The organism is Shewanella sp. 125m-1 (assembly GCF_052977065.1).
The window spans coordinates 1-21,460 of sequence record NZ_JBRILT010000008.1 but is presented as its reverse complement, the minus strand read 5'-3'; the positions used below and the strand labels follow the sequence as shown (position 1 = coordinate 21,460).

The 21,460-nt window shown below is 43.3% G+C and carries 20 protein-coding genes; 10 read left to right on the top strand and 10 right to left on the bottom strand.

The features are described from left to right. The first annotated feature begins 95 nt into the window (after window positions 1-95). A complete protein-coding gene (locus ACVBIK_RS05830) occupies window positions 96-434 on the top strand; it encodes a hypothetical protein (RefSeq protein WP_447159845.1) in 339 nt (112 codons plus the stop codon). Window positions 435-585: 151 nt separating this feature from the next. Here the strand turns inward: ACVBIK_RS05830 and ACVBIK_RS05825 are convergent, their stop codons facing one another. Continuing rightward, window positions 586-948: a response regulator gene (locus ACVBIK_RS05825; RefSeq protein WP_447169281.1), complete on the bottom strand. Its 363-nt coding sequence runs from the start codon at window positions 946-948 to the stop codon at window positions 586-588. A 232-nt stretch (window positions 949-1,180) separates the two neighbouring features. Between ACVBIK_RS05825 and ACVBIK_RS05820 the strand changes: the two genes are divergently transcribed. Next, window positions 1,181-1,441: a chemotaxis protein gene (locus ACVBIK_RS05820; RefSeq protein ID WP_447169280.1), complete on the top strand. Its 261-nt coding sequence runs from the start codon at window positions 1,181-1,183 to the stop codon at window positions 1,439-1,441. Window positions 1,442-1,696: 255 nt separating this feature from the next. Here the strand turns inward: ACVBIK_RS05820 and ACVBIK_RS05815 are convergent, their stop codons facing one another. Further along, the gene (locus ACVBIK_RS05815) at window positions 1,697-2,647 is read right to left on the bottom strand and encodes a LysR family transcriptional regulator (RefSeq protein ID WP_447169279.1); all 951 of its coding nucleotides are present in this window, start codon (window positions 2,645-2,647) and stop codon (window positions 1,697-1,699) included. Window positions 2,648-2,846: 199 nt separating this feature from the next. Between ACVBIK_RS05815 and purE the strand changes: the two genes are divergently transcribed. Together purE and ACVBIK_RS05805 are read left to right on the top strand one after the other, a co-directional pair. Beyond that, window positions 2,847-3,329, top strand: a complete 483-nt coding sequence (gene purE, locus ACVBIK_RS05810) for a 5-(carboxyamino)imidazole ribonucleotide mutase (RefSeq protein ID WP_447159841.1) — start codon at window positions 2,847-2,849, stop codon at window positions 3,327-3,329. Next, window positions 3,329-4,429 (top strand): 5-(carboxyamino)imidazole ribonucleotide synthase, encoded by a 1,101-nt coding sequence (locus ACVBIK_RS05805; protein WP_447159840.1) that lies wholly within the window; start codon window positions 3,329-3,331, stop codon window positions 4,427-4,429. Before purE ends, ACVBIK_RS05805 begins: the two co-directional genes overlap by 1 nt. Window positions 4,430-4,474: 45 nt before the next feature. Here ACVBIK_RS05805 and ACVBIK_RS05800 read toward each other — a convergent pair whose 3' ends face one another. From ACVBIK_RS05800 to cmoA, 8 genes are all read right to left on the bottom strand, one after another. After that, window positions 4,475-5,407, bottom strand: a complete 933-nt coding sequence (locus ACVBIK_RS05800; RefSeq protein WP_447164397.1) for a LysR family transcriptional regulator — start codon at window positions 5,405-5,407, stop codon at window positions 4,475-4,477. A gap of 88 nt (window positions 5,408-5,495) precedes the next feature. Next, entirely contained in the window at window positions 5,496-6,581 is a 1,086-nt protein-coding gene (locus ACVBIK_RS05795) for a DUF3541 domain-containing protein (protein ID WP_447169278.1), read from the bottom strand. After that, the gene (locus tag ACVBIK_RS05790) at window positions 6,526-8,283 is read right to left on the bottom strand and encodes a M3 family metallopeptidase (RefSeq protein ID WP_447159837.1); all 1,758 of its coding nucleotides are present in this window, start codon (window positions 8,281-8,283) and stop codon (window positions 6,526-6,528) included. Before ACVBIK_RS05790 ends, ACVBIK_RS05795 begins: the two co-directional genes overlap by 56 nt. Further along, complete coding sequence (locus ACVBIK_RS05785; protein WP_447159836.1) at window positions 8,252-9,202, bottom strand: alpha-L-glutamate ligase-like protein; 951 nt, start codon at window positions 9,200-9,202, stop codon at window positions 8,252-8,254. The genes ACVBIK_RS05790 and ACVBIK_RS05785 overlap by 32 nt, the downstream gene beginning before the upstream one ends. Beyond that, window positions 9,202-10,710, bottom strand: coding sequence for a UUP1 family membrane protein (locus ACVBIK_RS05780; protein ID WP_447159835.1), 1,509 nt, complete (start codon window positions 10,708-10,710; stop codon window positions 9,202-9,204). The genes ACVBIK_RS05785 and ACVBIK_RS05780 overlap by 1 nt, the downstream gene beginning before the upstream one ends. A gap of 11 nt (window positions 10,711-10,721) precedes the next feature. Beyond that, window positions 10,722-11,477, bottom strand: coding sequence for an ATP-dependent zinc protease family protein (locus tag ACVBIK_RS05775; RefSeq protein ID WP_447164394.1), 756 nt, complete (start codon window positions 11,475-11,477; stop codon window positions 10,722-10,724). A gap of 22 nt (window positions 11,478-11,499) precedes the next feature. Further along, the gene (gene cmoB / locus ACVBIK_RS05770) at window positions 11,500-12,492 is read right to left on the bottom strand and encodes a tRNA 5-methoxyuridine(34)/uridine 5-oxyacetic acid(34) synthase CmoB (protein WP_447159833.1); all 993 of its coding nucleotides are present in this window, start codon (window positions 12,490-12,492) and stop codon (window positions 11,500-11,502) included. Beyond that, window positions 12,489-13,220 (bottom strand): carboxy-S-adenosyl-L-methionine synthase CmoA, encoded by a 732-nt coding sequence (gene cmoA / locus ACVBIK_RS05765; RefSeq protein ID WP_447164393.1) that lies wholly within the window; start codon window positions 13,218-13,220, stop codon window positions 12,489-12,491. The genes cmoB and cmoA overlap by 4 nt, the downstream gene beginning before the upstream one ends. A 150-nt stretch (window positions 13,221-13,370) precedes the next feature. Between cmoA and ACVBIK_RS05760 the strand changes: the two genes are divergently transcribed. From ACVBIK_RS05760 to ruvB, 6 genes are all read left to right on the top strand, one after another. Then, entirely contained in the window at window positions 13,371-16,181 is a 2,811-nt protein-coding gene (locus ACVBIK_RS05760) for a transporter substrate-binding domain-containing protein (protein ID WP_447169277.1), read from the top strand. Window positions 16,182-16,350: 169 nt separating this feature from the next. After that, the gene (gene aspS / locus ACVBIK_RS05755) at window positions 16,351-18,144 is read left to right on the top strand and encodes an aspartate--tRNA ligase (protein WP_447159830.1); all 1,794 of its coding nucleotides are present in this window, start codon (window positions 16,351-16,353) and stop codon (window positions 18,142-18,144) included. A gap of 262 nt (window positions 18,145-18,406) precedes the next feature. Beyond that, entirely contained in the window at window positions 18,407-19,150 is a 744-nt protein-coding gene (locus ACVBIK_RS05750; RefSeq protein ID WP_447169276.1) for a YebC/PmpR family DNA-binding transcriptional regulator, read from the top strand. 7 nt (window positions 19,151-19,157) lie between these two features. Next, window positions 19,158-19,679: a crossover junction endodeoxyribonuclease RuvC gene (gene ruvC / locus ACVBIK_RS05745; protein ID WP_447159828.1), complete on the top strand. Its 522-nt coding sequence runs from the start codon at window positions 19,158-19,160 to the stop codon at window positions 19,677-19,679. Further along, window positions 19,676-20,293, top strand: a complete 618-nt coding sequence (ruvA, locus tag ACVBIK_RS05740) for a Holliday junction branch migration protein RuvA (protein WP_447169275.1) — start codon at window positions 19,676-19,678, stop codon at window positions 20,291-20,293. The genes ruvC and ruvA overlap by 4 nt, the downstream gene beginning before the upstream one ends. A gap of 9 nt (window positions 20,294-20,302) precedes the next feature. Then, window positions 20,303-21,316 carry a Holliday junction branch migration DNA helicase RuvB gene (gene ruvB / locus ACVBIK_RS05735; protein ID WP_447159826.1) on the top strand — a complete coding sequence of 338 codons (1,014 nt, stop codon included), beginning with the start codon at window positions 20,303-20,305 and terminating at the stop codon, window positions 21,314-21,316. Window positions 21,317-21,460 lie beyond the last annotated feature (144 nt).

The following is a 21,460-nucleotide window of genomic DNA, read 5'->3' as shown; positions in this document are numbered from 1 at the left end:
ATGAATAATTTGAGCTTGTTTGATATATCAGTTTAGGTAAGTTATTCATTAGCCAAGTGCATAGTCATATGGAAGCGACATAAAAAGGATTTACCATGAGTTGGTTTAAACATCATAAAACCCTTGAGCTAAGTGGTCATCAAGTTAAGTTCGATTACCATAGTTTATCGGGAACATTAAGGGTGAGCTGTGAAGGCAATATCGTGTTTAAAAAGTTCTTATGGCTGCCTTATAAGCGCTATTCTGTGACGTTTGCTAAGCAAACGTATCAGATTAAAGCCTTATTGCTTCCGATTAGTAACATCGGTGTATTCCAAGATAAGCAGGTGATTTGTCGAGAGCTATTTCCTAAGTTAAAACGTTACACCCTGATCACTTTTACCTTGAGCTGCATTAAACGGCTCGCTATGGTGTTTGCCTATGCGCTGAGTTGATTAGACTCACGTCTTAACAATAAGCCATTACGATAAAGCTGTGCAGCAGACAGTGTAAATGCCGCTTTTTCGCTAGTGGAATACTTCACTAGCAATTAGCTGTGGAGCATAAGCTGTACTTTGGTACTTTGTCATTTAGAAGGTGGTTTGGTTAGAGCTGCTTTTTAAGTACTTCATACACATTTGATGGCGTGATAGGTTTGGCTATATAGCCGTCAGCACCAATCCTTAATGCAAGGTTTTCATCAGACTGTTCCGAAAGGGAGCTCACGATAATGACGGGTAGCATAGAGGTTTGTGGATCTTCTTTTAAATCTTTCAGTACCTGATAACCGTTTTTACCCGGCATCATAATATCTAAAAAGATAACATCTGGGCGCTGGATATTGGCAATATCAGTAACATCATCACCTGAATTAACGGTTGTGACTTGGTAGTCATCGCCTAAGATAGATAATAAAAGGCTTGAGCAGACAGGATCGTCATCTACGACCAGTATTCTCGCTTTTTTCATTAGAGATCTCCTCGCAAGATTGCGCTATTTCCAATTTCTTGTATTTATGTGATAACCGTATCATTTTAGTGACTTAAAGGCTATTTCTAAGATTAGCAGAACAATGAATCTTTATTCATCGATTGGGTCAATGATTGTTAGCGGTCTGTTTTTTATACAATTGGTATAAACTGTACTTCTTTAAATTTTTGCTTGATAATTGTGCTACTAATTGTTTGCTATGGAGAAAATAATGCAGATCCCACCGAGTATCATTTCTGGGCACAATGGATTTCAAGCGGCGCAGACAGACTTAACCCAAGCGACGATTGATGTTGCCGGTGCGAGCCAATCAGTTGCAGGCACGACGACGGTTGACAATGTCAGTATGCCAAGCAGTACAACGCAAGCATTAGTTGATGCAACTCAAGCGGTGATTCATGCCCAGGCGTCGGCTGAGGTGATCCAAATAGCATCAGATATGATAGGCAGCTTGATTAATATCAAGGTGTAATATCGTAATATCTAGGTACTAGATTAAGCTGCAGTATCAAGGCGTAATATTAAAGTGCAATGACATTCACCACATCTGACCTCCAGGGATGGAGGAAATGTCTTATGTATGTTGGGAACATACTAGACGATGTGGTCTGCAAGGAGTGAAGCGCATAGTAATTCTACGTTTAAGCTCGTTAACACAGTATCAGAGCCGCTAAAACTCGCCATTCTGGAGCGTTTTTGGTTGCCTACTTCTGCGTTGAACAACTTCTTATACTGATTGGTATAAGGGGTGGCGATTTAATTGCGTTAACATGCGGCGTCCGTCGGTTTCAACATGTCGAAGAAAAGCCTGTGCAATCTCGGTTTGCCTTTTCGACTTCAACCACAAAAAATACCAATTTGAGTTAATCGGTAATGAGTTAACCTTGAGCTGCGTTAACCCCGCATTACCACCAAACACGAGTGTATGGGCAGACAAAATACTGATCCCTAAGCCTGCCATGACCGAATGCTTGATGGCTTCATTACTCTCGATAGTCATTTTAATATTTAAGTTAACCCCTTGCTTCTCCATAAAATGTTCGATGGCTAAACGGGTACCAGAACCGTTTTCTCGCATTAAAAAGGGTTCTTCACTGAGTTTATCGAGTGATAACGATTTTAGCTTCGAAAATGGATGGTTTTCATGAGCGATAGCAACTAAGGGGTTATTAAAAAACTCAATACTTTCAGTGTTGAGATCCGCTGGAGGATGACTAAACACGTAGAAGTCATCAACGCCTTGCTTTAAACGCTCGATAATTTGTTGTCGATTGCCCACATTTAGCTGTACATCGACATTGGGATACCGTTCGCAAAATGGCCCCAATAAGTGAGGGATAAAATATTTTGATGTGGTGACGACTGCTAGCCTTAACGTTCCCGATTTCAGCTCGCCTAAATCGGATAGTGAACTCTCGAGTCGTGCGAAACTACCCAGTACCTCGGTCGCGGTTTTAACCACTTCAAGACCCGCTTCGGTAAAGACGATTTTACGGCCAATGACATTATACAAAGGCAAGCCTATAACCTCTGCTAACTTCTTTAATTGCATCGAGATTGTCGGTTGAGTTAGATGCAGGTTCAGGGCTGCACCGCTCACAGTGCCAGAGTCATATACAGCCAGTAATATTTCTAACTGTCTTAGGGTCCCCATATGGGCTTGCAAACGTAAAGACATAATTTGAACTTTATAGTTATTTATCTATATATAAACATGATAACATCTATTTTCATATATAAAACAATTCTGGCACACTGCGCAACATCGCACCCAATCTATTACTTATTCATTAGCTGTTGCGTTCCCTTTTTATGTGTCGGTAGGCATTCCTACTTATGCATTGTTCACATTATGGTTAACCAATAAAGAGGTAATTATGGAACCTGTCAAAGTCGCTATTATCATGGGGTCACAAAGTGACTGGCCAACGATGAAAAATGCCACTCTAGTCCTTGAAGAGCTCGGTATTAAGTATCACGCTCAAGTGGTATCTGCACACAGAACACCCGAGCGTTTGGTTGAATTTAGTCAGCAAGCTGCAAGCAATGGAGTCGAAGTGATTATTGCTGGTGCGGGTGGTGCTGCGCATTTGCCTGGCATGACAGCTGCCATGACCCATCTACCTGTGATTGCGGTTCCTGTATCAAGTAAAGCGCTTAAAGGTATGGACAGCTTATTGTCGATAGTACAGATGCCAAAAGGTGTGGCTGTCGCGACGCAAGCCATTGGTGATCCCGGGGCGTATAACGCAGGGCTCATGGCTGCACAAATATTGGCATTGGCAGATAAAGCGCTAACTAAGCGACTTTGTGATTGGCGCGCCACGCAAACAGCGGGTGTACCGCTGGAGGTTGAATAATGCATATTGCCATTATTGGTTGCGGTCAGCTTGCGCGAATGATGGCGTTATCGGGTTTGCCTCTGGGGATCAAATTTAGCTTTATTAATGATACCGGAGCCAATACTGATACGGCTTGTGTAAATGGTCTTGGTAAGATCTTGAATTGGTCTATTGATGATGATGTGAATCAATTATATGCCGCTCTTGGACATCCTGATGTGGTCACTGTTGAAAAGGAGCAAGTTGATTTAAGTTTGTTAACTGCGCTATCAGCACTTTGCACTACCAGTCCAAATGTTGACAGTGTTGCTCGTTGTAAGAGCCGTATCGCCGAAAAGCAGTTGTTGTCTGAGCTACATATACCTTGCGCCGCTTTTTCTCATGGTGAAAGTATCAACGAGCTTGGTACGCATCTAGGCTTCCCCTTGGTTATTAAGTCGCTCGAAGAAGGGTATGACGGTAAAAACCAATGGGTGATCAAAACTCAAGATGATCTTGATTCGGTTGCCACTCACCTGGTGCCAGACTCTTATTTAGCTGAGGAGTGGATCGGTTTTGAACGTGAAGTATCAATTATTGGTGCAAGAGATAAGCAGGGAAACATTACTTGCTATCCATTAACCGAAAATCGCCATGATAATGGCATTTTAATTGCGTCGACGGCACCAGCTGAAAACCTTACACCTGCAATGACAGCCGCTGCAGAGGATTACTTTAGGCGTATAACCCATCATTTAGATTATGTTGGTGTGCTCGCTATAGAGTTATTCGTGGTTAATGGAGAGTTACTGGTAAATGAGCTAGCGCCAAGAGTTCATAACAGTGGCCATTGGACACAGCTTGGTAGTCAAACCTGTCAGTTTGAAAATCATATCCGAGCAATTGCGGGGCTGGTACTAGGCGAGAGCCGGGTTCAAGGTAAGGTGGGGATGCTTAATCTATTGGGTACAGCTAAACCGCCACTGGATAGCATTACTGCCACTTCCAGTCTGCACTGGTACAATAAGGTCCCTAAACCTAACCGTAAGCTTGGTCACGTTAACTTTAGCGCTGATGACTATAGCGGCTTGAAACAACAAATGTTACAAGCACAAACACAGTTAGACATTAATCGTTAAATGAGAGTCAGATTAACCTGAGTGTTTCTCGTTAAGAGGCCAGCCCTAGGGTTGGCCTTTATTTTTAGTCATATCGATACAATCTTCTATCACCTGATGATGCCTTTTGATTAGCGACTCCAGTAACTCACTTGCTGGGCCCTGTTTATCTCTATTTGGGATCACTAAACTGAGTGTAACTTTACGCTTACTTGAACCTTTGAGATTTAATTTAACTAGCTGATTATTTTCAATGTACTGTTTAACTTGGTGCTCTGGAACCCAGCAAAATCCGATATTTCTTTCTAAAATGGTAATGGCTTCATGAAAATTACTCACCGTCCAGCGCTGCTCAGCCTTGAGCCAACCAAGTTCGCTCAGTGGAGTAAGACTCGTGTCTTTAATCACGATTTGTAAATGCTGAGCCAGAGTTTGATCATCTTCGATGACTTTCATCTGTGCCAGTGGGTGAGAAGGGTGGCAAACCAATAACAAATCGATATCTAATAATGGTTCAGCTAAATAGCCTTTAGGTGGTGGGCCACCACAAATGGCTAAATCAACATTTTGTTCGCTAATCTGTTCCGTCGTTCCAGTAATAACGGTATCGAGCACAGTGACTCGTGTCCCACGGCTTACAGGCAGAAAATCGCTCAGAGCAGCAACTAGGTGTTCCATTGGGTAGATAATTTCACGGGCAATGGTTAAGGAAGGCTCCCAGCCAGTTTCTAGGTTGTTCGCTAACATCTCTAGCTCATTGACTGATTGAGTAATGTGTCTTGAGCGACGTAATAACACTTCTCCACATTCGGTTAAGTAGGCTTTGCGTCCTTTAACTTCGAGTAATTGCACGCCAAGCTGAAACTGTAATTTGGCAACAGCATGGTTAAGCGACGATTGGCTTTTATTCAGTTTTTCGGCAGCTTGTGAGTACCCGCCAAAGTCGACGACAGCTTGCAGTATACGCCACTGCTCTAAGGTTGATTTTGCTCTATCCATAATCACTCAAGACTCGTGAAATCCGCTTTATGTGCTAGTTGCAATGGGCAGATAACAAAGCCTTTAAGAGCTTTGTTATCTGTTATCCCTATTTTTTAATTGGTGTGACCTGCTTTGGCAAATATTTCTTAGTTGCCTTAAGCTCAGATAGATAAGGTCCTTTGTGTAAATTTTCAGGCCAATCGAGTAGCATCATTGCCAGTACATTTCGATGCTCACCGATAACAAGATCTGGATTGCCTCGTGGTGATGGAATGATCTGCTCCTGAGTATTGTAGGCATTAATAATATGTTGTTGGGTCTTTTTAACAACAGGATGATTCGGCTTTCCTGCAAGTAAAAAACTGATGCCTACTTCAGCGATAATGTCATCTGTAGCATCTTTTAAAATGCGGTCAATATTGTTCTCGAAGTGATCTAAAATCCAAGCAAACTCCTTCGGATCGACATTGTGCTGATAATACTCACTGTCGGCAAAGATAAAGTGGGTCATACCATAGAGTTTATTACGGTACTGTTTTTTATTTAATTTTGCGTCTTGATTATCAGGGTAGACCTCAATAAAGGCTTTTTTATAGTCCGCTAAATAGTCGCCAACACCTATCTGTTTTGCCCAATACACATAGTTAACAAGCTGAGCTGCCCAGGTTTCTATCATGGCTTTATCGGTTAGGCCTGTTTTTAAGTCAGCCTTTTTTAAAACCGCCGTTAATTTATCGTGGCAAGGGCCGTCAAAACCAAACTCATTGATCCGGCTTGAGTAACGAAGTAGTACGTCGGTATAAAAGATAAATTCAGGAAAAGATTGTAGTGCTTTTTTACGGGCTTTAGCTCGTGGGCCTTTACCTAGTACAGATATGGCTTGTTCTGCTTGTTCGCTAATGAAGTCAGGCTGATCTAGGTTACAAGCATAGAAGGCCTGCGCTTCGGTGACGACATAAAGATCAACCAGCGCTGAATTGGCATATTTGGGATCTCCGGTCATGCGGTATTGGCGAATACCGTAATGGCCCTGCACGCGAGGAGGCAATTCAAATAGGTGCTCTTCGAGATTACTTTTGATCCCTTGATACACTTGAGCCTTAGTTGACTCTGTAACAGCAAGGTCTGCGGCTAAACTATTGGCGCAAAATAGTGCAGCGGCGAGGGTGCTGATCTTGAGGATTGAAGGCATGTTGAGTCCTTTTGATAAGTGAGTCATTAGTCACTGGCTCACCTAATAACTGCTCAAAAATGCTAGCAATGTCATTAGCTGATTCATTAACCACTAAATAATCGAATACAAGTTTCTGATTCTGACAGTCTTTTGTCGAATGGTAAATATAGTTAGCCACTGCTTTTTGCCAGATTTTTTGGTAATAAAGCGGCCCTTCAAATACAAGGGCGCTAAACGTATAAGCTGCGTCATCGACTTGATCCCATTGGGCTGCAAAGGCTTGCGTAAATGCTTGGTTAAGATCGAATTTAAGAGGGCTGTTAGCCGCTAAATAGGTATTGATAGCCACTTTAGCCCTAAATATGTGTAGCTGTTGGGCATATTGCAGCAATACCGACTCTCTACTGTCTTGCTTTAATTCTGGTAGAAGTTGACTCTTAAGGTACTGTTGTAACCATAGCGTGTCGATTTGAGCGGTATCTTGAGTTTCCCCGATGGTATTTGGCAGATAAAATTTCTGTCCACTTGCCAGTTGGGTGATGATGCTTGCCACCGACTCAATCACAGCGCTTTGCTGCTGATAAGTTTTAAGTTCAGGTTTTACTATCAACTCGAACTGACCAAATTGTTGGCCTACCACTAGCTGTCGAATTGGTTTTACTCGGGTTTTATTACCTTCAGTTAAATAGATATCCCCCAGAAGACGCCCATCTAACCAGACTCGATACAGCTTTTCATTAACAGCTGTCATTGTAATCGAAAATGTTTGTAATGCATCTGCTAGCAGCTGAAGTAACTGCATCGATGCCATGGTGTTAACCGGGGTAGGTGTCGCCTTTGATAAAGTTAAGCCAAGATCCCAAGGAGCAATATTGATTGCTTGAGTTTGTGTTTGTAGAAACTGTTTGACTAATTCTGGTGTCGACAACCATTGCTGGTGCAACACCTCGTGACTGTAATCGCTAAACCCATCGAGCTCGGCTTGGTGCTGACGTAACTCAGTGATTAAATTTAACGAACTGTAATTTTTATGCGATGCACGGGCCTGATAGGCTTGCCAAACACGTTTTCTGCACTGCTCACTTGGTTGTTGAATTAAATAGTTTGCCAGTGAACCGTTAAAGTCTGTTGCTGGCTCAACTGAAGCCAGTTTACAGTCGTTATTAAAGAAATTAAGGCTAAGGGATTGACTGCTAATGCCTTGTTTAAAAGCCGCTTGAGCAGTATGTAACTGAGCCTTGTATTTAGGGCGCTCGGTATTTTTAGCGAGGCGATTTATTCGCATCACTAGAGCTTGAATCGCGGGATCGTGACTATCAGCGAGTTTAAATCGTGTAGATTGAAATTGCGTGGATTGAAAGTATAGGGCTAATTCATCGGCTAAATATAACTGACACTGAAGTAACAACTCCCGATCTGTATAAGAAAGAGGAAATTGCCGGTAGTACTTAATTCTATCGTTGATATTAAAAAATCCGATGAAATCACGTTCAAGCTCAATAGCTTGTGTATTACTATCGTATTGAGGAACGGATGTTTTATCAGAGTGAGTACTGGATTGCTGGGCGGGGAAATTATAGCTTAGGCACTGCTCTACTAAGATCGGGATAGGCGACACGGCAGCATGAGCTGCCGTGTTGAACCAACAGATAACAATGAAAAGCGGACTAAAAAGCCATTTAACGTGTTTAGCTGTTGGCACTGAAATGTATTTTTGCATATGCCACGCGTTCTGCCACTGTCATGTTATGGTTGCCCATACTTTCAACATGACGTAGGTTTGGCAAAATACCACGGCCATTTGCGATTTGAATGGCAAGACCTGGGCGGGCATTAAGCTCTAGCAAAAGTGGGCCTTTGTTTTTATCCAGCACCATATCGGTTCCAAGATAGCCAAGCTCCGACATTTCATAAGCCATAGATGCAGTATGCAGCAGGGTATCCCACTGCGGGACAGCAATTGAGATCAACTTCTTTTGCGTATCAGGGTGAAAGTCAACGGGCTGATCGAACTGCACAGCATGTAAACCTTTGCCTGTTGCGATGTCGATCCCCACGCCCACTGCGCCTTGGTGTAGATTTGCTTTACCGTCTGACGCTGCAGTCGATAGGCGTAACATTCCCATGATGGGAAAGCCTTTAAAGATGATCAGACGAATATCTGGTACACCTTCGTAAGAGTAGCCATCAAATACAGGGTCAAATTGGATCAAGCCCTCAACAATGGCGACATCTGGCTTTCCACCAAGAGAAAATAGCCCACTGAGCACGTTTGATACATGTCGATAGACTTCTGAAGGCGTGACTTCTTGACCATTTGGCTTGTAGTAACGACCATGTTCGACTTTAGTGACAACCAAAATCCCTTTACCGCCAGATCCCTTCGATGGCTTAATGACAAAGCCGTCTTTGTCATTAACCATCGCAGGAATATCGGCAATCTCATGTTGCTCTGACACTGTACCGATTAAATCCGGTACCGCAATATTGTTTGCAAGGGCTAATTGCTTGGTAGTTAATTTGTCATCGACTCGTTTGTAGTACTTACGTGGGTTATAGCGACCAATATAGTCGATATTACGCTTGTTCATACCAAGCACACCGTTGTGCTTTAAGGCTGAAGGGTTCGCTAGAAACATTACTTTTCTCCAGCTAAAGGCTTGAAGCGTTTAAGCTCAAGTAAGCGATATCCAGTGTATTGACCCATTAGTAACACTAGCGCCAAGATCACCAAGTGAATACCTAAGAAGTTAAATACCCAATGCTGTACCCAAGTCGCGCTCATCGCTAAGTAAGCCAGTGTGGCAACAAACAGACTGCCGCCGCCTTGTATGACCACTTCTTTAGGACCTTCTTCTTCCCAAAGGATAGACATTCTCTCAATGGTCCATGCCAAAATAATCATTGGGAAGAAGGTAATGGTTAATCCCTCACTCAGTCCGAACTTATAAGACAATAGAGTAAATAAACCAATAATACCGATAACAACAATGATCACCGCAGAGATCCGCGATATGAGCAAGAGGTTGAGCTCCGACAGATATGAGCGGATCATCAAACCAAAGGCGACAATCAGTAGGAACCCAATCAATCCGGTTATGAGGGTGGTTTGAATGAATGCTAAAGCAATCAATACTGGCATAAAGGTGCCAGAGGTTTTGATGCCAATGATGACGCGAAGGAACACAACCATTAATACGCCAATCGGTATTAACAAAATGCCTTTAAATAGGCTCTGCTCTTCTAGGGGTAACTGATAAAGAGAAAAATCTAAAGCGTTATCATTTTTCATGACATCAATAGCAGTGGCTAAAGCAGAACGAGTATCTTGCAACATTGAGAAGTTAACTTGTGAGTTAACACCGCCGATAACATCAAGTACCGATGTGCCTGTTCGGTCCCATAGCAGTAAGTTATCAGGGCGACCTTGGCTGCCATCTTCGGCATTAAACAGATGCCATTGACCGTCATTGTACACTTCAACAAAGTTAGACAATTGTTGCCTACGGCGTTGATCTTCAAGATAAAGACCGCTAACTTCTTTCGCTGGGATCCCTTTGCTGTGCAGCATTCTGATGAAGAGTTTACTTGGCGAGTTACTGGTTAGTAGCAGCTCTATGTTCTGGCTACGTTCATTGGCATTTAAATCTTTATTTAGCTGCTGTGCAAAAGAAAGATTGGTCGCGCTTTTAGACCAAACCTCTTCGATAGCTTGCTCTGCCGCAGCTTGTTCTGTCGCAGGCCACATATATGCAACAGGCGTTGTAGGGTTTTTCTCGGCTATCAGCTTATCTTGACCCGTCGGGATCAGGGTCACTTTATAATACAGATCTTGGGTACCAACTGCTCGACGAATGGACCAGATAGCGCGGCGATCAATCGCGTTATCAGTAATCGTTAAGCCATATCCTGGTGATGTGGCGTTTTCAACCAAAATTTCATAGGCTGGATCTTCAGGTAAAGAGAAAGAGACTTCAGCAGGCTCACCGGTTCCTTGAAAGCTAACTTTAGCATCGACTGCCCAGCTCTGAACTTGTTTACCGGGTAAAAATGGTACGCTGTGTTCAATTCCACGGTAGACACTTGCGGCGATGCCGCTAATAAACAGTAACGCCACTAAAATGTAAAAGGGTTTTTTAGAATGCATTTGCATTTATCCTATTTTTTCGTTTTAGACGGCTGAGCGTCTTGTTTTTTTCCATGGATATAGGTTTGGCCAACATCGACGACAGCGATGTCTTGCATAAACTTGCGTCCAAGTAGCAAAGGGTATTCTAAATGGCTACGGTCACTCAGGTTTAGATCGGTTTCCGCTTTATATTGGCCAATTTCAAGGTGCGCGTGAATAACAGGTCGACGATCACTTTTCTCATCGGAGTCCTGTTTAATTCTTACAAAACGTTCGACTTTTGATTCAAACGTTTTTGCTGGCTGTTTATCTCCTTGAGTAAACACGTCAAACCTAACCCACTGGCTGCCATCTCTTTCAAACAAAATGATATTGCGTGCATCGAGGGAGGACGATTCCGCACCCGTATCGATACGGGTATTGAAACTGGCCTTTACTTCGTCGACATAGACATTTTCTAGCGCACCTAACATAAATTTGTCACCAATAGGTGAAGGGGGGCACTGTACCGGTGCAACCACTGGGACGACCGCCGTTTTTTCCTTAACGTTCAGCTGAGCAATTTTTGTATTGAGATCATCAATTTGAGTAGTTAGTGATGCAAGCCCTGCAGCTTGAGCCTGGTTACAGGTATCGATTGCACCAAGTATATTGCTTTCTTGATTGGTTAAACTGGCTTGTAGCACCGCAGCATCTACTGGGATCGGTGCGTTAGTTTCTTTGGTCGTTGCACAACCTGAAATGGCGGCTGTGATTGCGGCAATACAAATTATCTGCTTGAACATAGTGCTTCCCATTTACTATTTGCTAGATTAAATCTTTATTTGGCTGATTCTTGGTGGCAATAATTGTGGCTCGTTTTGGCGCCGGATAGCCTTCAACTGTTAGGCTAACATCATTAGGATCTAAATAATCAACTAATGATTCATTTGGCATCCATGGTGTACTTCTTTGCTCGGCAAGTGAAGTTACATCAACATCGACACAACGTATGTCTGTGAAATCACACTTCTTTAACCAAAGCATGAGCATTTCAACTGAAGGTAAGAACCACACGTTATTCATCTTGCCATACCTATCCGTTGGCATGAGCACGGTATTTTCATCGCCATCGATAACTAAAGTTTCTAGTACCAACTCACCCCCAACCCGTAGTTGATCTCGCAGTTGGAATATATGATCAATGGGTGAGCGGCGGTGATAGAGCACGCCCATAGAGAATACAGTATCGAATGCATCTAAAGCGGGTAGCTCTTCAATTCCCAGCGGTAAGAAGTGAATAGGGTGATCGTTACCCGCAAGTCGTTTGACCGCTTCGAACTGGCACATAAACAACGGTGATGGGTCAATACCGACCACGTGCTTGGCACCTTCACCTAACATGCGCCACATATGGTAGCCACTGCCGCAACCCACATCTAATACTGTGCGGTTTTCTAAAGGAGATATGTGCGGAACGACACGCTCCCATTTCCAGTCAGATCGCCACTCGGTATCGATTTCTACGCCATGGAGTGAGTACGGACCTTTACGCCAAGGCTTAAAAATGGTTAATAGATTTTCAAGTTTCTGCCTTTCACCATCGCTAAGCTGCTCACCTGAGCCAATTTTGACGCTCGTTTTAAAGTCGATGATATCGGCTTCTGGGTAATGCAGTTTATTAAGTACTTTTTCCCACTTAGGGAGGGAGCCGTGCTTATGTTCTCGCTGCCATTGGCCGAGAATTGACGGAAGAGTCTCAAGCCAATGTTGTAGGCTTGAGTCTGAAATCTGTTTATAGAAAGAACTAAAACTAATCACTTAATTGCCACCATAGATGCAAAATTAAAACACTGGAACCAAACGCTGAACTGGCTAAAACCTTGTGATCTGATCCGATTTTCATGCTCAGCTAGTGTATCAGGTTTCATCACGTTTTCTAATGAACTGCGTTTTTGACTGATCTCTAACTCACTGTAACCATTTGCTCTTTTGAAATCGAGGTGTAAGTCATCTAAAGTAGATTGAATTTTATCTTCTTTAAAGTACAGTTTTTCAGACAGTATCAATAAACCACCAGGGATCAGGCCTTCATAAATATTCTTAAGCAGGCTTTCACGATCATCAGGAGAAAGAAATTGCATGGTGAAATTCAGTACTACCAAAGAGGCATTTTCAATCTTTATATCGCGAATATCGCCGCACACGAGTTCGACAGGCGTCTCACTCACATAAGCCGACAGATTCTCATTACAACGCTCAATCATCGATTCGCTGTTATCTATCGCGACAATTTGGCAATTACGACCTTCTACTCGGCGGCGAATACTCAAAGTGGCCGCGCCTAAAGAGCAACCTAAATCGTAAATTTTAGTATTAGTCGCCGCATACTTTTGGGCGAGATCACCAATGGTATTGATGATTTGTCCATAGCCAGGAACCGATCGCCTGATCATGTCATTAAAGACACCGGCTACTTTGTCATCGAATTGAAAATCGCTGACTTGTTCATAAGGCTTGGCAAAGAGATTATCGGTAGAAGAGTTCATGTGATCAAATAGTGGGAGTTCAACACTTCATTCTAGCTAATCATGTCAGTAAGCAGCAAGACTAGTACTGGAATTTACTCATAAAATTTTGTCTAATAGCACTAATTAAACAAAATACACTCATAAATTTAACCTTTTTGGGAAATGTAATTGAAAACTATCACTTGTATGTTGCTCGCCATGGCGACGATGTTTGTCACATTTCCGGCTTATTCAGACTCGGTTAGAGAGACTAAGTCACTTATCATTGCGATGAGTAATGACACTTATCCGTTTCAGTTTACCGATGAAAATAACCAGCCTAGTGGGCTGTTAGTTGATATCTGGTTGGAGTGGTCGAGGCAAACCAATACCAAAGTGGTATTTAAACCGACTGACTGGGTAGACTCCGTCGAGAGTATTAAGCAGGGGACTGCGGACTTACATATAGGTATGGCAAAAACGGTTAGCAGAGAGCAAGAGTTTACTTTTTCCCCTAAAATCACCAGTGTAAATAGTTTCCTCTATGTCAATTACCAGTTACCTAAGGCACAAACATTAGCAGACCTTCGACCTTATAAAATTGGTGTAGTTGCCGGTGCTGCACAAATAGAGATTTTAAAGCAGCAAGAGCCTAACCTAACATTTCGATATTTTGAAAGTCGTACCGATTTACTTAAGGCCGTAATGACCGAAGAGGTGCTGGTATTTGTTGGCTTAGAAGGCTTTTTGCGAGAAAGCCAAATTAATAATGCCATATCGATAAAGTTTCCAATCGAAAACCGTAAGGCTATCTCTGAGTTGTCTTTTTATCCTACATTTAACAAAGCCAATCATGCGTTAGCGGCTAAAGTGGCGGATGGATTTGCTTTGATAAAACCTGAGCTTATTGAGCAGTATACTCATCAATGGCTAGGGGAGAAGCGCTATCAAAATGATATTGTTATCGCTATGCAAACTGGAGTAGGCCCTTATGCCGATATCGGCACAGATGGCTTGCCACATGGGTTGCTGGTGGATATCTGGAAACTATGGTCTGAGAAAACGGGATTACCGATCCGATTCGTCCCGGGGAGCATGAAACAGAGCATAGATAATGTAAAACGCGGTATTGCGGATGTGCAGTTAGGCTATCCAGAAAGCGAGACAATGCAAACAGGCCTAAATCATGCCCATAAGATATATAGCGTCACTAGCCGTTTATTTTCTTTTCAGACACCTTTACAAAACTTGGACGAATTAAAAGGTCAGGTTGTGGCGGTCTCGCCGACATCGCCATATTTACAGGAGCTAATTGATGCCCTTCCTGACACCAATATTCGATATTTCTCTTCTGTAGATGACATGATAGAAGCGGCAAAGCAGGGCGATGTCTCCGCCTTCGTTGCAGCGGGAGCATGGACACAACATTATCTATTACTCAATCAGAGTTGGGAGCTTTTTCATCAATATGCAGGCCTTGAATTTAAAACCAACTTATATGTGTTAAATCGAAGTGGCGATGTGGGGTTTTCAGAGCGTATTGCTGCTGGTTTTTTGCAAATGTCGAATGTCGAGTTAGCCGATATTGAGCGAAAGTGGATGCTAAACCCAGAAGATAGAATATATAACAATCAGCAGATGCAGATAAACTTGACCGCCGAACAGCAGAATTTAGTCGAGGAATTAGGCAGCGTTAAAGTGGGTTTTTTACGAAACTGGCATCCCATGGAATTTATCGAAGAGGGTCAGTACGCCGGCATTAACAGTGATGTTATTGGTATTATTGGTGAGGAACTTGGCTTGAATATTGAGCCTATTGCGTTCGATGAGTGGCAAAGCCTGCTCGATGCGCTCGTCTCAGGCAGCGTTGATATGGCTGGCAGTGTCGCCATAACCCCTGAGCGTGAATACCAACTTGGCTTTTCAGATTCTTATTGGCCTTCACCTTGGGGATTAGTCACATCATTAAATAGCGTGAGTATTTTTAGTTTGAATGAGCTTAGCGGTCAACGAATCGCCGTTATTGAAGGCTACCATATTGTTGGCGAATTAATGAGAAAGTATCCTAGCCTGAAATTAATCTTAGTGCCTGATATTGATGCGGGTTTAAGTGCTGTTAGTCAGGGTCAGGCTGATGTGTTTATTGATAAGGTCGTTAACCTGGGCAGTAATATCCGAGGCGGTAAGTTTGCAAGTTTGAAGATGTCGATGTTAGTCGACTTTGCAGAACAGAGAAGTCATATCGGTGTGCACAATAGTAAAAAGGCCCTGCTGCCATTAGTCAATGCTGTTTTGGCTAACATTGATACAACGAGGCAACAGCAAATCCATCAAAAATGGGTGTCTCAGACGGTTGAGTTTGGCCGTGAAGAGTATGAAAATAGATTAAAGCTAGGTATTGTAGTCTTCGTTATTTTATCACTCGTTGTTATTGCTGCATTATTAGCTAATCGACGTTTACGCAAGGAAATAGCAAGACGCATCGATGCTGAGAATAAAATGGCACACTTTGCTAAACACGATAGTTTGACCCAGTTACCCAACCGGAGTTTGCTTGAAGATAGACTAGAGCAAGCGATTTTAATGCATAGAAGGGACACGGCACTGTTTGCGGTGATCTTTATCGACTTAGATGGCTTTAAGCAAGTGAATGACAGCTTGGGTCATCATGCTGGCGATGAGTACTTAGTGCATGTTAGCAAGGTTTTAATTAAAGGGATCCGCCGCTCGGATACCGTTGGCCGATTGGGCGGGGATGAGTTTGTTATCATTTTAAATGAAATTAAAGACTTTGAGTCGGTTGGCGATGTGGCTGATAATTTATTAAATAGTTTGTCAGAGCCATTTGTTATTAATCAGCAAGTCGTATCTGCATCGGCCAGTATTGGTGTTGCCATCTATCCAAACGATGGCGATTGCATTGATGCGCTATTAAAAACCGCGGACACACGGATGTATCGTGCAAAAAATGCGGGCGGCGGGGCATATAGAAGCTGCTAGTTTTGCTAAGATACGCTGAACTTATTAATTTTTAATTGAAATTGCTTGATAGTTAGCCGACTAGTCGAGAAGTTATTTGGAAAACGGCAATATTTCTCTATAATGCCGCTTTTGTCTTGTTTTGAACCAGAACCTCAAACATCGCTTTGCGGAATAAAGGAAGAGTTAAATGCGCAGTCATTATTGTGGAGACGTCAATAAGTCTCACGTAGGTCAAGAAGTGACCCTAGTGGGTTGGGTTAATCGCAGCCGAGATTTAGGCGGCGTTGTTTTTCTCGATCTTCGTGATAGAGAAGGCATCGTTCAGGTTGTTTATGATCCAGACCTTCCTGAAGTGTTTGATGTTGCAAGCACACTACGCAGCGAATTTTGTGTTCAGATTAAAGGCCTTGTAAGAGCAAGACCTGATAGCCAGATTAACGCGGATATGCGTACTGGTGAGATTGAGATTTTAGGTCTAGAGCTAACTGTTTTAAACAGCTCTGCGCCATTGCCAATCAACATGGACAAAAACCAGCACAACACTGAAGAGCAACGTCTTAAGTACCGTTACTTAGATTTGCGTCGCCCAGAAATGGCTGACCGTATAGTGTTCCGCTCTAAAGTGACCAGTGCTGTAAGACGCTTTTTAGATGGTAACGGTTTCTTAGATATTGAAACACCTATCTTAACTAAAGCGACACCAGAAGGTGCACGTGACTACTTAGTACCAAGTCGTACTTATAAAGGTCAATTTTTTGCACTGCCACAATCACCACAACTATTTAAGCAGTTGTTGATGATGTCTGGTTTTGACCGTTACTACCAAATCGTTAAGTGTTTCCGTGATGAAGACTTACGTGCTGACCGTCAGCCAGAATTTACTCAAATCGATATCGAAACGTCGTTCATGACCTCTACTCAGGTGATGGATAAGACTGAAGAGATGGTTCGTGGTTTATTCCAAGAGCTATTGAATGTTGATTTAGGCGAGTTTCCTAAAATGACATTTGAAGAAGCGATGCGTCGTTTCGGTTCAGATAAGCCCGATCTTCGTAACCCTCTTGAGCTTATTGATGTTGCAGACATCGTTAAAGAAGTCGAGTTTGCGGTATTTAACGGCCCAGCAAATGATCCAGAAGGTCGCGTTGCAGTACTAAGTATTCCTGGCGGCGCTAAGCTTTCACGCAAGCAATTAGATGAATACGCTAAGTATGCCACTATTTATGGCGCGAAAGGTCTAGCTTGGATGAAGGTTAATGATCTTGATAAAGGTATGGAAGGTATTCAATCTCCAGTCCTTAAGTTCCTAAGCGAAGATGTGGTTAAGGCCTTACTTGAGCGCACTGGCGCACAAACTGGCGATCTAATTCTATTTGGTGCAGATAAAGCCAATATCGTTGCTGAAGCGATGGGCGCACTGCGTCTAAAAGCGGGTGAAGATTTTGACTTGCTACAAGGCGAGTGGAAGCCACTTTGGGTTGTTGACTTCCCAATGTTTGAGCGCACATCTGATGGCGGGCTGCATGCAATGCACCACCCATTTACAGCCCCAAGTAACATGACTCCTGAAGAGCTAGAAGCGAATCCAATCGCTGCTATCTCTGATGCATACGACATGGTACTAAATGGCTGTGAGCTAGGTGGCGGTTCAGTTCGTATTCACGATAGCAAAATGCAGTCTGCGGTATTTAGAATTCTAGGTATTAATGACGAAGAAGCGAGCGAGAAGTTTGGCTTCTTACTTGAAGCATTGCGCTACGGTACACCACCACACGCGGGTCTAGCATTCGGTCTTGACCGTATCATCATGTTGATGACTGGTGCGAGCTCAATTCGTGATGTGATGGCATTCCCGAAGACAACGACAGCGGCTTGTCCGTTAACGAACGCGCCAGGATTTGCAAATCCGGTGCAGTTAGCTGAACTTGGCGTCAGTGTTGTAGAAGCAGAATCCAAAGAAGACACAAAAGACGCTGAATAATACAGCGTCATAAGAGCCGAGTTAAGACTCGGCTTTTTTTTCGATTAAATATACCCAAGCCACTTTAAAATAAAGACATTAATTCTAGAGTTACGAATACTAGAGTCATCAATACAAAAAGACACTAGCTACAAAAAACACTAATACAAATAACTAATGCTAAAAGCACTAATACTAAAGTCACTTTGTTGATCGTGAAATACATATGCGTCGTTGGGTGGAATAGGTTGTTTGGGTATAGGAATGAATTGAGGAGATAGACATGGCAGGACATAGTAAATGGGCAAACATTAAGCACCGCAAAGCGGCACAAGATGCAAAGCGCGGAAAATTGTTCACCAAGTTTATTCGAGAATTAACGGTTGCTGCCCGAGAAGGTGGTTCAGATCCTGATTCTAATCCACGCTTACGCGCAGCCATTGATAAATCGCTATCAAACAACATGACTCGCGACACCGTTGAACGGGCTATTAAGCGCGGAGCCGGTGAGCTTGATGGCCAAGTATTAGAAACAATTGTCTACGAAGGTTATGGGCCTGGCGGCACTGCGGTGCTGGTGGAAACAATGACCGACAATAAGAACCGCACCGTGTCTGGTGTGCGCAATGCGTTTAGTAAGTCTGGCGGCAACTTAGGCACAGATGGCTCAGTCGCCTACCTTTTTGATAAAAAGGGGATCATCTCTTATGAAGGAGTCGATGAAGACACAATCATGGACGCCGCATTAGAAGCGGGTGCTGAAGATGTTGTGACCCATGAAGATGGCTCTATTGACGTACTGATGTCGCCTGAAGATTTTGGCCGCGTCAAAGATGCCCTCGATGCTGCAGGCTTGGAGTCAATTAATGCTGAAGTGACCATGGTTCCTTCAACCAAAGCGGACTTAGATGCGAGTACTGCGCCTAAGTTCTTACGCTTAATCGACAACTTAGAAGATCATGATGATGTACAAGAAGTTTATCATAACGCAGAAATTTCTGACGAAGTGATGGAAGGTCTGGAATAAAACCTATATGGCAATAATTTTAGGGGTCGATCCGGGATCCCGCATCACAGGTTACGGCGTCATTAAATGCGTCGGTCGACAGCAAGTTTATGTTGGCAGTGGTTGTATTCGAACGAGTTCTGATGAACTCCCTATTCGTTTGAAACAAATTTTTGATGGTTTGTCCGAGATTATTAGACAATACCAGCCTGACGAGTTTGCTATTGAGCGGGTGTTTATGGCAAAAAATGCCGATTCAGCGCTCAAACTCGGACAAGCTCGTGGCGCTGCAATCGTTGCGGCAACTGCAGCTAATTTACCTGTAGCCGAATATAGCGCAACTCAGATTAAAAGTGCAGTGGTCGGGACTGGCCGTGCGCAAAAATCACAAGTGCAGCACATGATCCAGCAATTACTGAAACTGCCCAGTGCGCCGCAAGCAGATGCGGCTGATGCGCTTGGTGTGGCAGTGTGTCATTATCATACTAGCCAAAGTTTGGCCGCCCTTAGCGGCAGAGCCAGTGTAAGAACATATGGACGATATAAATGATAGGTCGTATACGCGGATTATTAATTGAGAAACAAGCACCTGAGGTGCTAGTTGATGTCTCTGGAGTAGGGTATGAGATCCAAATGCCGCTCACCAGTTTTTTTGAGCTGCCTGAACTGGGTCAAGAAGCGGTTATTTATACTCACTTTATTGTAAGAGAAGATGCGCAGTTACTCTATGGTTTTGTATCTAAAAAAGAAAGAAGTCTATTTAGATTATTGATTAAGGCAAACGGTGTCGGCCCTAAATTAGCATTAACAATTTTATCGGGTATGACCGCGGGTGAATTTGTTGTCTGTGTTGAACGTGACGATATAGCCACACTGGTAAAATTACCGGGTGTGGGTAAGAAAACGGCAGAGCGCTTATTAGTTGAAATGCGCGATAAATTAAAGAGCTTGATGGAAGCTTCTGTAGGCTCAGAGCGTGAGTTTATGTTGCAATCGAATTACAAGGCGCCAGTAGTGGTCAATACAGCAGAAGAGGACGCTATCGCAGCATTACTGTCTTTGGGTTATAAACCTGCACAGGCGAGTAAAGCGGTGTCATCGGTTTATACCGATGGCATGAGTTCAGAGACGCTGATTAAATCTGCATTGAAATCGATGCTTTAAGGAATATAGATGATTGAAGCTGACCGACTCATACAACCCAATATAATAGAGCGCGATGAAATTGAAGCGGTTGATCGTGCGATGCGACCTAAGATGTTGGATGAGTATACTGGGCAAGATGATACTCGTGCACAATTAAAAATCTTTATTGAAGCGGCTCAAAAACGCGGCGAAGCGTTAGATCATATGTTGATTTACGGCCCACCAGGACTCGGTAAAACGACATTGGCGATGATTGTTGCCAATGAAATGGGCGTGAATATCAAGTCAACCTCTGGACCCGTACTTGAAAAAGCAGGCGACTTAGCAGCATTGCTGACAAACCTTGAGCCAAATGATGTGTTATTTATCGATGAAATCCACCGTTTAAGCCCCGTCGTAGAAGAGATTTTATATCCAGCAATGGAAGATTATCAGCTGGATATCATGATAGGTGAAGGCCCCGCTGCGCGTTCGATTAAATTAGACTTACCGCCTTTTACCTTAGTTGGCGCGACAACACGAGCAGGCGCGTTAACCTCGCCGTTAAGAGCACGATTTGGCATTCCGCTAAGGCTTGAGTTTTATAACGTCAAAGATCTGTCCAGTATCGTGGCACGCTCAGCGAAAGTCATGGATCTTGACATCGACGACGAAGGCGCTGTAGAAATTGCGCGACGCTCCCGTGGTACGCCGCGTATTGCCAATCGTTTACTTAGACGAGTTCGAGATTTTGCCGAGGTTAAACATAGCGGTGATGTCACTAAAGTGATTGCAGAAGCTGCGCTGGACATGTTAGATGTCGATGCTGAAGGTTTTGACTATATGGACAGAAAACTGTTGTTGGCGATTATCGACAAATTTATGGGGGGGCCTGTTGGCCTAGATAACCTCGCTGCAGCCATTGGCGAAGAGCGAGAAACCATTGAGGATGTCCTTGAACCATTCCTTATCCAGCAAGGCTTTATACAAAGAACGCCAAGAGGCAGAATCGCAACACCAAGAGCTTATAACCACTTTAATATCATTAAACCTGATGCTTAAAGCAATCGGTTTGTGATGTTATCAAGCTTAAGCGTCACTGAGCACTGAGCACTGAGCACTGAGCATAGAGCATAGAGCATAGAGCATAGAGCATAGAGCATAGAGCATAGAGCATAGAGCATAGAGCATAGAGCATAGAGCATA